Origin of the sequence: Pseudomonas sp. SWRI81 (assembly GCF_014268545.1) — a bacterium.
GTDB lineage: Bacteria > Pseudomonadota > Gammaproteobacteria > Pseudomonadales > Pseudomonadaceae > Aquipseudomonas > Aquipseudomonas hamedanensis.
This window is the reverse complement of record NZ_JABWQS010000023.1, coordinates 63,460-76,666: the sequence shown is the minus strand read 5'-3', so window position 1 is coordinate 76,666 and position 13,207 is coordinate 63,460. Positions and strand designations below refer to the sequence as shown.

Here is a 13,207-nt window from a genome sequence, read left to right as displayed (position 1 = left end):
GCGGGGTATTTTATTGATGACAAATGCTGTTGGTTTGCGGCCGGGCAGACCCGGTTTTTTGAATTATTAATGGGGCAGTAATCTCGCTAAGGTCAAAGGCCGAAACCCGCAATAAAGGACTATTGCCGATGCCCACTGAGAAGAAACAGGACCTGCCTCAAGGGTCGATGCTCAACACCCTACTGGACGCCACGGGCGACCTCGATACTGCCGAGGCCCTGCAAAAGTGCCTGCCGGCGCCTTTGCTCAAAGCCTCTACCGCGACGCTGGCCGATATCGATCAGACCGCGAGGGATTTGCACGACATTCAGCTCAAAGTCGACAAGGATCTGGCCGGGCTCAAACCGTTACACAGCTTTTGCATCAACGCACTGAACGAAGCGTTGCAGCGCAAATGGCCGGCGAAGTACGACGTCGAGCAGGATTTGCTGAGCATGCCGGGCGATCCGTGCGGCTGTCCGCCGTCGTCTGTCAAGGACGGTATCGAAACCATCAGACACTCCACGCAATCCCTGTTGCAGGGGGCGATGCAGAATTTCAGCGAAGACGAGGAGGGCGCTGATGCGTTTCCCGCTGGCAGTGTGGTGCGCGTCAAAGCGGCGCCTGGCGGGGTGAAAGACTTGACCCCCGCGGCGTTCGCCGCGTTCTGCCGCGAGCTGGATCTCGGCAAACAATACCAGGAGCATTTTCAGCAGGTCTTTGGCCTTCGGGACGAAGATGGCAAGGTCGTGGCAACCAGCTCGATGACCCGCGATATCGCGAGCATGAAGAAGCTGCTGTTGCAGTTCGATACCCATCTGGCTTCGCTCAAGGGCCGCATCACGCCAGCCGGCTTGCGCATGCTGCAGGACTTGATCAAGGCCGAAGGCGTGGTATCGGCGAAGAGCCTGCGCTACGGCGGGCGCACGATGATCATGCAAGGCCTTGAGGTCATGGACGCTTGCGTGTGGGGCGTCGTGGTGTTTTCCGCGCGGTCGGTGGAGCAATACCCGGATGAATGGTGCCTGGTGTATATGGCCGGCGAACCCGATCGGCCGCTTTACGAATACTCCAGTTTCAGCGCCTTCAAGCAATACCTGACTCAGCAGTTGCAGCTCAAACCGTTTCAGGAGTATTTCGCTCAAAGTCTGGACGAAGATGCCAAGGCGGATTTTTTCACAAGCTTTAGCGACACCCAGGAGCTGGGCACCGTCCGGCAGCTGTCGATCACCACACCACTGTTTGAATTCATGGTGCAGAGCCACGTCGGCAAGTTGCAGCTCGACGCCCGCAAACTGGCAGTGCCGACCGCTGATATCGATGAAGATGTTCGGCAAAAGCGCTTGCTCGATTTCCTCCAGATGGGCGTAACCGTGGCATCGGTGGCGGGCTTGTTTGTGCCGGTGCTTGGGCAACTGATGATGGGCGTTGCGGTCGGGCAGTTGCTCGGCGAGGTGTACGAAGGCGTCGAAGACTGGCGTCGCGGCGATCATCAGCAAGCCCTGTCTCACCTGCTCAGCGTGGCCGAGAACATCGCGCTGATGGCTGCGTTTGCTGGCGGGCAAAAAGCGCTGGGGGCATTGGGCAGAAAGCTCGTGCGTTCACACCCGGAATTTTTCGGCCAGTTCACCGCCATCCTCAACCGGGCCGGCAAGCCGCGCCTGTGGAAACCTGATTTGAGCGCCTATGAACATAGCCTTCCGGCAGGGCTGACCGTGGCGGATGGCTCCACGGAGTTTTACCGGATCGGTGACAAGACCCTTGGCCGTGTCGATCATCGCTTCTTTGCCGGCAGCCATGACTCCGAGACGAACGTCTGGCGCCTTGAGCACGCCAGCCGTGCGCAGGCGTATTCCCCTGAACTGACGCGGCACGTCGAAGGCGGCTGGCAGCTTCCCGATGAAAGGACTGAAGAATGGGCCGGCAGCGCCTACCCGCTCAAGCGCATCGATCCGCACTTGAGTGAATTCGTCGATACTGACCTGGACATGATGCGCCGGCTCAGCGACACCTCGTACGAAACCTTGCACCGCGTCTTCAGCGACAACCTGAGCCTGCCGGTGCGATTGCGCGATACCGTGGAACGCGTGCGCATCGGCCGCCAGTTAAGTGAGTTGGCGCGCGAGCTGCAGAGCGGCGAGATTCATTCCCGACAGTCCGTCGAGGAGCAGTTGCATGCCTTGCCGAAACTGCCGGGCTGGCCAACTGACCGCTACATTGAAGTGATGCGTGCCGAAGGTTCAGTCAAAGCGGCCTATCCGCCGACCAGGGTGGCCGACGATCAACTTTGCGTCGAAGTCGACGAAGACCAGTTGGCCCAGGGGCAGTTGCTGCAAACGGTTATCGACGGTCTGTACCCGCACGAAGTCGACACTTTGCTCGGCAGCAAGGTTGCGCAAGGCGCTCAAGAGTCAGCGTTGGCGAAAAAACTCGGTACGGCGCTGGAGGCGGACCATCGCGCGGTGTTCGAGCACATGTACCGGCGTTATGACCAGAGTGAAGCAGCGGATGTGCTGACACTGCGCGCGGTCTATGCCGGCCTCCCGCGGCGCGTTGCGCAAACGCTGATCGACCGCGCGCCCAGTGTTGAGCGGTTGTCCCTGCGCTCGGCCGATCGCGTACCGCTGCGCCTGGGACAGCAGGCCAGCGAGCAGCTCGCCAGGGTACGGCTCGATCGTGCCCTGACGGGATTGCACTGGCCGTGGATCGCCACGGCCGATACCGACAAACTGGCGATTCAATTGCTGTCACGCTTGCGTGGCTGGGAGGCCGGGCTGCGTCTGGTGATGCGGGACAAAACGCTCACCGGACCGGTGCTGGAAGCCATCGGCGCCGAAACAGCGACCGCCGCCGACACCTGTTCGCTAGTGAAGTCCGGCGCAGGCTACGAAGCATTCGGCGGCGACGGCAAATCGCTGGGCAAAGTGGCAGCGGGCCCCGACGCGCTCTATACCGCTGTCCTCAAGGCATTGCCCGCGCGCCAGCGAATCGCCGTCGGATTTGCCGACCCGTCACCCGCCGAGGCTGCACGGTTGCGCAGCCAGTTGCTCGATGCCGCGCTGGCCGAGCGCGAGGCCAGCGCGCAGACATTGGTCAGCGGCAAGTTTACCGAGCGGCTCGTCGAACCCGCGTGCATCCAGGGCGATCAGCCACTTGCGATCAATCATCCCCGAGCCTTGTTGCGCAAAGTGCGCAAGTTGTATCCGCGGCTGAGTGAAATCGAGGCCGGACAATTGCTCGATGAGCTGGGTGATGATCCGCTGAGCCGCGCGACCCGTGTCCGCGCCTTGCGTCAGGATTTGCTCAAACTGCGTGATGCGTTGTTTGCGTGGAGTGAGGATGAAGCCGCCATGCGCGCGCTGGGCGGCGACTGGGGCGAGGTGCGATACGGCCGCAAGACGGTTGCCGAGATGATCGAGGAGGCCTTTCGACGGATTTCTGTGGCTGAAAACGATCAGGGTGAATCTGTCTGTGCGCTCAACCTCGACAAGATGCGCGTCGGCAAACTGCCAACCTTGCCGCCGGGGGTGAGCTTCGATCACATCGAGCGATTGTCGCTGCGGGAAATGGAGCAGGGCGATGACGTGGTGTACTTCCTCAAAGCGTTCAAGCAGCTCGAGTCACTGGAACTGGACCACAACAAAATCACGCGCCTGCCGGAAGTCCTGTCGCATATGCCCAGGCTCGGTCGCTTGAGTCTGGCCAACAATCAACTGCGGTTGACCGAGCAGACGCTGGTAAAACTCAACGGGTTGCGCACCCTGCATCACCTGAACCTCAACGCTAATCCACTGGGGGCCACGCCGGATATCGGCAGCATGGTCAAGCTGCGGCAATTGCTGCTGCGCGAGACCGGCCTTACGGAGCTGCCCAAGGGCCTTGAGCTGCCCGCGCATCTTGACTGGATCAACCTGAGCGATAACCAGATCAAGGAATTGCCGCTCTGGCTGTTCCGCACCTCGAGACGCTTCAGTCAGTCCGTTGATCTGAGCCGCAATCCATTGTCCAGAACCAGCGCGACGCACCTTGAGACGTATCGCAAGAATTACGGCGTCGGCATGGGGTATCTGGCGGACGACATTGCCCGACTTGACGAGCAAAAGGCTCGCTCACTCTGGTTTACCGAGACCGCAGGCGAGGTCGGCGCGACACGTGAGCGGATCTGGACGGCATTCAAAGAGGAACCGCGAGCCGAAGCGTTGTTCCATTTGCTGGCGGTACTGGGCGATACCGCCGGTGGCACCAAGGGCAGCGCTGATCTGCAACGCCGTGTCTGGACGGTACTTGAGGCTGCGGAAACTGACGCTGGGTTGTGCGACCAACTGCTGGACATAGCGGCCAACCGGATGATCTGTACCGACAGCGCGGCGGTCAATTTCAGCCACCTTGAAGTTGCGGTGGAGGTCAATCGATTGACCAACGCAGCCTCCGGTGAGATCACAGCCAAACCGCTGTTGAAGCTGCTCCGCGGTCTGTTCAGACTGGACCAACTCAACGCAATTGCCGAGGAGCATGCTGCCAAAGTCAAAGCCGATGCACTGGAGGTGAATCTGGCTTTTCGCATCGGCCTGGCCGAAACGATGGACCTGCCCGGTCAGCCGCGGCACATGCTCTTCAGTGAACAGGCGAAGGTGACTGCTGCCGATCTGGAGGCAGCGAAGAGCCGCGTCAGTGCCGCTGAACTTTCCCCTGAACTGTTGAAGTTCATGCTGCGCCAGCCGTTCTGGAGCGATTACCTCAAACGCACATTTCCCCGTCAGTTCTCGCCTATCGATGAAAAGTTCGCGGCGAAACTCGAGCGGGAGTTTGAAGGGGCGAGCAAATTGTCATCGGCCGACTACCTGAGTAAGGTGGACGCCATCAAGCTCGATCGCGAACAGGCTGAAGAGGCGGTGCTCCAGCGCCTGACCGACGACGCCGTTCGTCTGGCCGATCTGGGCATCTGCATGATGCCCGAGGCCTGAGCGGTTATTGGCCGCGAATCAGCCGGCGCAGGGCGAAGCGGTTGGGGTGACAGGCTTCGGCCACTGGGCGTGGCAGGGGCAGCGGTTCATTGTCCAGCCACGCCGCGAGCAGTTCGCCGGACAGCGGCGCGGTAATCAAACCGCGCGAGCCGTGGCCGCTGTTGACGTACAGACCATCGAGCCATGGGCAAGGCGTGTCCGGCACTTGTCGGGCATCCTTGCTCAGCGCCGCGTAGGCATGGTTGAACGCTTCGAGGTCAGCGAGCGGGCCGACGATGGGCAGATAATCCGGGCTGGTGCAGCGGAACGCCGCGCGTCCCTGAAGGCTGTCGAGCGGCAACTCGGCGATGCTCAGGCGGGCGACCAGATCGTTGGAAATCTCTTCGAGCATCGCCAGATTGCCCTGATGCTCGGCGAGGGTCGGCGTCAGGTCGTCGCTGTGGAAAGCGAAACTGGCGCCGAGAGTGTGTTCGTCCAATCGGGCCGGGGCGACGTAGCCTTCGGCACAGACCACCGTGGTCAACGCCTGACTCTGCGCGGTCTGCGGGAGCCGGGTGATCTGTCCGCGAATGCGCTTGAGGGGCAGCTCGGCAGTTTGCTCGAAGCGCTTGATCTCTGCCGCCCCGGCCAGCACCACGACGGGCGCGCTGGCGAGCAGGTGCTCGCCGTCGAACGCTTGCCACTGATCATTGACCTTGCGCAGTTGCAGCACGTCGTGATGGGGGAGCAGCTCAATATTCGGCTGCGTCGCTTGCGCCTGACACAACGCCGGCGGATGCACCCAGCCCCCTTCGGGGTAATACAGACCCCCGCAGTTCAGGCCCACGCCCGCGACAGCCTGCGCTTGTGGCGGGGCGAGCCAGTGCAGCAGGTCCTCGGGGAAGGCGGCCGCCAACTGCGCGTGACGCTCGGCTTCCTTGGCATTGAACGCCAGTTGCAGCACACCGCAGTCGTCCCAGTCGGTGCCGCGTTGCAGCGATTCGAGCAGCCGGCGGGTGTAACCGAAACCGCTGAGGATCAGTTGCGACAGCGCCGTGCCGTGGGCGGACAGTTTCAGGTACAGCACGCCCTGCGGATTGCCCGACGCTTCTTGCGCCACCGCGTCGTGCCGCTCGAGCAGCGTCACCTGCCAGCCTCGTGCGGCGAGACTCGATGCGCTGGCGCAGCCGGCCAGACCGGCGCCGATCACCAAGGCCCTTCGCTCGCCACTCATCGGGGCAGGGCGGGCAAACCATGGCTTTGCCGGGGCGGGCGCTGCGACCTCTGGCGGCCAGCCGAGAAACTCGCCACGCAGAATCTCCCATTTATGGCCGATGCCCGGCGTGCGCTTCATTTTGAACCCGGCGGCATTGAGCAAACGCCGCACCCAGCCGGTGCTGGTGAATGTGCTGATGGTCGCGCCCGGCGCCGCGAGCCGCGCCAGTTCGACGAAAAGTTCTGCAGTCCACATGTCGGGGTTTTTCGCCGGAGCAAAACCGTCGAGAAACCAGGCGTCAATCTGGCCGTCGAGTTGGGGCAGTTGCTCCAGCACATCGCCGATCAGCAGGGTCAGCGTCACTCGCCCGTCGGCCAGGGTGATGCGCTGAAAACCTTGGTGGATCGCCACGTAACGGGTCAGCAACTGATCGGTCAGGGATTTGAGTTCAGGCCATAACGCCAGCGCCCGCTGCAGGTCGGCAGGGCTCAGGGGATATTTTTCGACGCTGACAAAGTGCAGCCGCGCACCGGCCATGGCGTGCTGCTCGAACAATTGCCAGGCGCAGAGAAAATTCAGCCCGGTGCCAAAGCCGGTTTCACCGATGATCAGGCGTCCGCCCGCCGGCAGCGCAGCAAAACGCTCGGCCAGGCGGTTTTGTTCAAGGAACACATAACGGGTTTCGTCCAGCCCCGACTGGTCGGAAAAATACACGTCGTCGAACACTCGCGAACGAGGACGTCCGTGGTCATCCCAATCGAGTTGGGCATGGGGCATTGGGGCTTTCATGGCAGGCTCGGCAACGACAAGGCCGCCATTCTAGCCGATCACGCGCGGGCTGCCTGATCCAGCACAAGACTCGCGGTGAAGAGAGCCCTGTGGCGAGGGGATTTATCCCCGCCGGACTGCGCAGCAGTCCCAAAACCATCCACTCCGTTTTCCCGAGTTAAACCGCACTTCCCGGATTGACGACTGCTGCGCAGCCGGTCGGGGATAAATCCCCTCACCACAAAGTTCTTATTCAGTCCTGCGTTCGTGGGAATTTCTGCCCTGCGCCCGTGCCCAATCCGCTAGTCTTGCTGAACCCTGGAAGGAGCCGTCGCCCATGTTTGAATCCGCTGAAATCGGTCACGCCATCGACAAAGACACCTTTGAGGCCGCCGTCCCGGCGCTGCGCGAGGCGTTGCTGGAAGCCCAGTTCGAATTGCAGCAGCAGAAGCGCTTTCCGGTGATCATCCTGATCAACGGCATCGAAGGTGCAGGCAAGGGCGAGACGGTCAAGCTGCTCAACGAGTGGATGGACCCGCGCCTGATCGAGGTGCGCACTTTCGATCAGCAGACCGATGAAGAGCTGTCGCGACCGCCGGCCTGGCGCTATTGGCGGATGCTCCCGGCCAAGGGGCGCATGGGTATTTTCTTCGGCAACTGGTACAGCCAGATGTTGCAGGGCCGGGTGCATGGGCTGTTCAAGGATCCGCGTCTGGATCAGGCCATCGCGGGCGCCGAGCGTCTGGAAAAAATGCTTTGCGATGAAGGGGCGCTGATCTTCAAGTTCTGGTTTCACTTGTCGAAAAAACAAATGAAAGCCCGGCTCAAGACCCTGGCCGACGATCCCCTGCACAGCTGGCGTATCAGCCCGCTGGACTGGCAGCAATCGCAGACCTACGACAAGTTCGTCAAATACGGCGAGCGCGTGCTGCGCCGCACCAGCCGCGATTACGCACCGTGGCACGTCATCGAGGGCGCCGACGCCAATTACCGCAGCCTGGCCGTCGGCAAGATTCTCCTCGAAGGCCTGCAAAATGCGCTCAAGCGTGCCGACGTCAGTCCTCACGATGTCAGCGCCGCGCCGTTGGGCACGCCGGTCGATCAGTTGAACCTGCTCGACAGCCTCGACCTCAGTCAGCGTCTGGACAAGAAAGACTACGAAGAACAACTGATCACCGAACAGGCGCGCCTGTCGGGTTTGATGCGCGACAAACGCATGCGCCGCCATGCACTGGTCGCGGTGTTCGAAGGCAACGACGCAGCGGGCAAGGGCGGGGCGATTCGCCGTGTCGCGGCGGCGCTCGATCCGCGCCAGTACAGCATCGTGCCGATCGCCGCGCCGACCGAAGAAGAGCGCGCGCAACCGTACCTGTGGCGGTTCTGGCGGCATATTCCGGCGCGAGGCAAGTTCACGGTATTCGATCGCTCGTGGTACGGACGGGTGCTGGTCGAGCGGATCGAGGGCTTTTGTACCCCGGCCGACTGGCTGCGCGCCTATGGCGAAATCAACGATTTCGAAGAGCAACTGGCCGATGCCGGGATCATCGTCGTCAAGTTCTGGCTGGCGATCGACAAAGACACGCAAATGGAGCGCTTTCAAGAGCGCGAAGAGATTTCCTTCAAACGCTTCAAGATCACCGAAGATGACTGGCGCAATCGCGAAAAATGGGACGCCTATCGCGCAGCGGTCGGCGACATGGTCGATCGCACCAGCACCGAAATCGCGCCGTGGACGCTGGTCGAGGCCAATGACAAGCGCTGGGCGCGGGTCAAGGTTTTGCGCACGATCAACCGGGCACTGGAAGAGGCTTTCGAGCAATCCGACAAGAAAGCCAGGAAACACAAGCACTGAGGCGATGGCCGCGCATACGCCGGGTGAATGATCCTCGCGGTCGGCAAGAAGGTGGACTTATGCTCAGGTCCACTCTCAACCGACAACAACAATGAGGTATGCGCCATGCGTGAAGTGGTGATCGTCGACAGCGTGCGGACCGGCCTGGCCAAATCCTTTCGCGGCAAGTTCAACCAGACCCGCCCCGATGACCTGGCGGCCCATTGCGTCAATGCACTGCTTGAGCGCAACGCCCTCGACCCGGCCAGCGTCGAGGATTGCATCGTCGGTGCCGGCTCCAACGAGGGCGCGCAGGGTTACAACATCGGTCGCAACGTCGCGGTGCTGTCGCGTCTGGGCACCGGCACCGCCGGCATGACCCTCAACCGTTTCTGCTCGTCGGGCTTGCAGGCAATCGCCATCGCCGCCAACCAGATCGCCTCGGGATGCAGCGACATCATCGTTGCCGGCGGCGTCGAGTCGATCAGCCTGACCCTGAAAAGCGTCAACACCGACAACTTGATCAACCCGCTGCTCAAGCAACAGACCCCGGGCATCTACTACACGATGGGCCAGACCGCCGAAGTGGTGGCACGGCGTTATGACGTCAGTCGTGAAGCGCAGGATCGCTATGCGCTGCAAAGCCAGATCCGCACCGCTCAGGCGCAGGCGGCCGGGCTGTTCGATGATGAGATCGTGCCGATGGCGGTGCAGTATCGCGTCGAGGACAAAAACACCGGCCAGGTGCAGGTACTCGACGGCGTCGTGGATCGCGACGACTGCAACCGTCCCGACACCACTTACGAAAGCCTCGCGGCGCTAAAACCGGTGTTTGCCGAAGACGGTTCGGTGACGGCGGGCAACTCGTCGCAACTGTCTGATGGGGCGTCGATGACCTTGGTGATGAGCCTGGAAAAAGCGCTGGCGCTGGGGCTTAAGCCGAAAGCGTTTTTCCGCGGTTTCACTGTGGCCGGTTGCGAGCCGGACGAGATGGGCATCGGCCCGGTGTTCTCGGTGCCGAAACTGCTCAAGGCCAAAGGCTTGCAGGTGGCGGATATCGATCTGTGGGAATTAAATGAGGCGTTCGCTTCGCAGTGCCTGTACAGCCGCGATCGGCTGGAGATCGATAACGACAAATACAACGTCAACGGCGGTTCGATCTCGATCGGACATCCGTTTGGCATGACCGGGTCGCGCCAGGTCGGGCATCTGGTGCGCGAGCTGCAGCGGCGTAATCTGCGTTACGGCATTGTCACCATGTGCGTGGGTGGCGGGATGGGGGCTAGCGGGTTATTTGAGGCGGTGCGCTAAGCCGCAAATAATTGGGTCTGTTCCGGCCTCTTCGCGAGCAAGCCCGCTCCCACATTCGACCGCATTCCTCACCTGGGATCGCGGTTGAATGTGGGAGCGGGCTTGCTCGCGAAGGCATCACTGCGGTCTATCGGTTGCAATCCTGCCGCTGCATCCGCGCAATATAAGCCTGGATTTCCTTCTTGATCACCTGGCCGTCAAACGGCCCCTCAAGGGTGTTTTCCCGGGTGCTGAAAAACAGTTCGCCGTTGACCCTGCAGATGCGGTCGCTGCGAAAACGGGTAGCGGGAGCGGGGGCGCTGTCGTCGGCGCGCTTGGCGTACATGTCGGTCTCCTGAGCAATGCGCTGAAACGTCTGCAATCAGCTTATGCCTGAAGCACTTGGGGCGCCTGTTGAGGCGATCAACGGCGGCGCGCCGGTTTACTGCTGCGACCCGCACAGTTTCATTCGCGGCCTGTCCTCAACTGTCCCTGTGTTGCACGCGGCGGCGCGCCTAGAATGACTGCTCTTGTCAGCAGGCTTTTGGGGTTCGCATGCACATTTCATCGGGGCGCTGGGTGTACGGATTGTTCCTGGCGCTGCTGACAGCGTTTTTGTGGGGCATCCTGCCGATCAAGCTCAAACAGGTGTTGTTGGTGATGGACCCGGTCACGGTGACCTGGTTTCGCCTGATGGTGTCCGGCGGCTGTCTGTTCATCTACCTGGCGTCGGTGAAGCGTCTGCCGAGCCGCAAGGTACTCGGGCCCAAGGGCGGCTGGCTGGTGCTGATGGCGGTGCTCGGCCTGGTTGGCAATTACGTGTTGTACCTGATGGGCCTCAACCTGCTCAGCCCCGGCACCGCGCAACTGGTGGTGCAGATGGGGCCGATCATGTTGCTGATCGCCAGTCTGTTTGTGTTCAAGGAGCGTTTCAGCATCGGCCAGGGCATCGGGCTGGCGGTACTGCTGATCGGTTTCGGATTGTTCTTCAATCAGCGTCTGGCCGAATTGCTGACCTCGTTGTCCGATTACACCGCAGGCGTTTTGCTGGTGCTGCTGGCCTCGACGGTATGGACCTTTTACGCGCTGGGTCAGAAGCAACTGCTGACGGTATGGAATTCGCTGCAAGTGATGATGGTGATCTACCTGTTCTGCGCGTTGTTGCTGACGCCGTGGGTGCATCCGCTTGAAGCGCTGAACCTGAGTCCGCTGCAAGGCTGGCTGCTGCTGGCGTGCTGCATGAATACGCTGATCGCCTACGGGGCATTTGCCGAAGCGCTGGCGCACTGGGAGGCGTCGCGGGTCAGCGCGACCCTGGCGATCACGCCGCTGGTGACGTTTGCTGCGGTGGCGATTGCGGCGCGGGTCTGGCCCGAATATGTGCATGCCGAGCAGATCAATGCGCTGGGCTATGGCGGGGCAGTGCTGGTAGTGCTCGGCTCGGCGCTGGTGGCGCTGGGGCCGTCGTTGATGGCCGGGCTCAGGGCGCGGCGTCTGAAAATGGCAGCCAGTTAAACCGCGTCGGCCGCATTCGCGAGCAGGCTCGCTCCCACATTGGAATGCGTACCCCTGTAGGAGTGAGCCTGCTCGCGATGACTTACTGACAGACGCTAAAAATCTCAGCCCTTGGCTCCAGCCTCGATCATGTTCTCCGGCCGCACCCACGCCTCGAACTCTTCATCGGTCAGATAGCCCAGTTGCAGCGCCGCCTCGCGCAAGGTCAGCCCTTCGCTGTAAGCCTTCTTGGCGATTTCCGCCGACTTGTCATAACCGATGTGCGGGTTCAGCGCTGTCACCAGCATCAAGCCACGTTCCAAGTGTTGGGCCATGACCTCGGCGTCCGGTTCCAGCCCGGCAATGCAGTGCTGCTGGAAGTTGCTGCAGCCGTCGCCAAGCAGGCGGATCGATTGCAGCAGGTTGTGAATGATCACCGGTTTGAACACGTTCAACTGCAAGTGACCCTGGCTGGCGGCGATGCCGATCGTCACGTCATTGCCCAATACCTGACAGGCGAGCATCGACAGCGCCTCGCACTGTGTCGGATTGACCTTGCCGGGCATGATCGAACTGCCCGGTTCATTGGCCGGCAACTTCACTTCGGCGAAACCGGCACGCGGGCCGGAGCCAAGCAGACGCAGGTCGTTGGCGATTTTCATCAGCGCCACCGCGAGGGTTTTCAGCGCGCCGGAGAGGTTGGTCAGTGGCTCGTGGCCGGCCAGCGCGGCGAACTTGTTCGGCGCGGTGACAAACGGCAAGCCGGACAGCGCGGCCAGCTCGGCAGCAATTGCCTCACCAAAACCGTGCGGCGAATTCAGCCCGGTGCCGACCGCAGTGCCGCCCTGAGCCAGCTCGCAGACAGCGGGCAGAGCGGCGCGAATGGCACGCTCGGCGTAATCGAGTTGCGCAATGAAACCGGACAACTCCTGGCCGAAAGTGATCGGGGTGGCATCCATCATGTGCGTGCGACCGGTCTTCACCAGTTTCATATGCCGCGCCGCCAGTTCGGCGAGGCCGCCGGACAACTCGGCAATCGCCGGCAGCAGTTGCTCGTGCACCGCTTTGACGGTGGCGATGCTCATGGCCGTGGGGAAGCAGTCGTTGGAGCTTTGCGAGCGGTTGACGTGGTCGTTCGGGTGCACTGGCGTCTTGCCGCCGCGCGGATTGCCGGCCAGTTCGTTGGCACGGCCGGCGATCACTTCGTTGACGTTCATGTTGCTCTGGGTGCCGCTGCCGGTCTGCCAGACCACCAGCGGAAACTGGTCGTCGTGCTGGCCATCGAGAACTTCATCGGCGGCCTGTTCGATCAGGCGGGCGATGTCGGCGGGCAGGTCGCCGTTGCGGTCGTTGACCCGCGCGGCGGCTTTCTTGATCAGCGCCAGGGCGTGCAGCACCGGTAGCGGCATGCGTTCCTGACCGATGGCAAAGTTGATCAGCGAGCGTTGCGTCTGAGCACCCCAGTAGGCGTCGTCCGGGACTTCAATCTGGCCCAGGCTGTCGGTTTCGATACGGCTCATCGTGCTCACTCCTGTTGGTCGGTTGGCGCAGTTTAGGCCGGCTTCGGCCCGGGTGGTTCCATCGGCTCGATTGTTGACCGCAAAACCGGGCCAATCAAGCGCGGCAAGGGTCGGGGGTTGAGCCATAGCGTTTTTTAGGCGCAGAATGGTCGCCCTTGGGGTTTGA

General features: G+C 61.8%; 7 protein-coding genes. 4 read left to right on the top strand and 3 right to left on the bottom strand.

The window, feature by feature from the left end; all coding sequences use genetic code 11:
• Nucleotides 1-128 precede the first annotated feature (128 nt).
• Complete coding sequence (locus HU765_RS15960; RefSeq protein ID WP_186621634.1) at nucleotides 129-4,943, top strand: NEL-type E3 ubiquitin ligase domain-containing protein; 4,815 nt, start codon at nucleotides 129-131, stop codon at nucleotides 4,941-4,943.
• 4 nt (nucleotides 4,944-4,947) lie between these two features.
• Here the strand turns inward: HU765_RS15960 and mnmC are convergent, their stop codons facing one another.
• On the bottom strand, nucleotides 4,948-6,927 hold the full coding sequence (mnmC, locus tag HU765_RS15955) for a bifunctional tRNA (5-methylaminomethyl-2-thiouridine)(34)-methyltransferase MnmD/FAD-dependent 5-carboxymethylaminomethyl-2-thiouridine(34) oxidoreductase MnmC (protein ID WP_186621632.1): 1,980 nt from the start codon (nucleotides 6,925-6,927) through the stop codon (nucleotides 4,948-4,950).
• A gap of 316 nt (nucleotides 6,928-7,243) precedes the next feature.
• Between mnmC and pap the strand changes: the two genes are divergently transcribed.
• On the top strand, nucleotides 7,244-8,758 hold the full coding sequence (pap, locus tag HU765_RS15950) for a polyphosphate:AMP phosphotransferase (protein WP_186621628.1): 1,515 nt from the start codon (nucleotides 7,244-7,246) through the stop codon (nucleotides 8,756-8,758).
• Between the two features lie 105 nt (nucleotides 8,759-8,863).
• Nucleotides 8,864-10,048, top strand: coding sequence for a thiolase family protein (locus tag HU765_RS15945; protein WP_186621627.1), 1,185 nt, complete (start codon nucleotides 8,864-8,866; stop codon nucleotides 10,046-10,048).
• A 127-nt stretch (nucleotides 10,049-10,175) separates the two neighbouring features.
• On the opposite strand, the gene HU765_RS15940 is transcribed toward HU765_RS15945, so the two are convergent.
• Nucleotides 10,176-10,373 (bottom strand): DUF6316 family protein, encoded by a 198-nt coding sequence (locus HU765_RS15940; RefSeq protein ID WP_186621626.1) that lies wholly within the window; start codon nucleotides 10,371-10,373, stop codon nucleotides 10,176-10,178.
• 209 nt (nucleotides 10,374-10,582) lie between these two features.
• On the opposite strand from HU765_RS15940, the gene HU765_RS15935 reads away from it, so the two are divergent.
• The gene (locus HU765_RS15935) at nucleotides 10,583-11,542 is read left to right on the top strand and encodes a DMT family transporter (protein WP_186547024.1); all 960 of its coding nucleotides are present in this window, start codon (nucleotides 10,583-10,585) and stop codon (nucleotides 11,540-11,542) included.
• A gap of 104 nt (nucleotides 11,543-11,646) precedes the next feature.
• Here HU765_RS15935 and HU765_RS15930 read toward each other — a convergent pair whose 3' ends face one another.
• Nucleotides 11,647-13,041 carry a class II fumarate hydratase gene (locus tag HU765_RS15930; RefSeq protein WP_186547025.1) on the bottom strand — a complete coding sequence of 465 codons (1,395 nt, stop codon included), beginning with the start codon at nucleotides 13,039-13,041 and terminating at the stop codon, nucleotides 11,647-11,649.
• Between the last annotated feature and the right edge of the window lie 166 nt (nucleotides 13,042-13,207).

Coding starts and splice junctions, on each gene's coding strand:
- pap (WP_186621628.1), top strand. CDS start 7,244: ATGTTTGAATCCGCTGAAATCGGTCACGCCATCGACAAAGACACCTTT.
- HU765_RS15935 (WP_186547024.1), top strand. CDS start 10,583: ATGCACATTTCATCGGGGCGCTGGGTGTACGGATTGTTCCTGGCGCTG.
- mnmC (WP_186621632.1), bottom strand. CDS start 6,927: ATGAAAGCCCCAATGCCCCATGCCCAACTCGATTGGGATGACCACGGA.
- HU765_RS15945 (WP_186621627.1), top strand. CDS start 8,864: ATGCGTGAAGTGGTGATCGTCGACAGCGTGCGGACCGGCCTGGCCAAA.
- HU765_RS15940 (WP_186621626.1), bottom strand. CDS start 10,373: ATGTACGCCAAGCGCGCCGACGACAGCGCCCCCGCTCCCGCTACCCGT.
- HU765_RS15930 (WP_186547025.1), bottom strand. CDS start 13,041: ATGAGCCGTATCGAAACCGACAGCCTGGGCCAGATTGAAGTCCCGGAC.
- HU765_RS15960 (WP_186621634.1), top strand. CDS start 129: ATGCCCACTGAGAAGAAACAGGACCTGCCTCAAGGGTCGATGCTCAAC.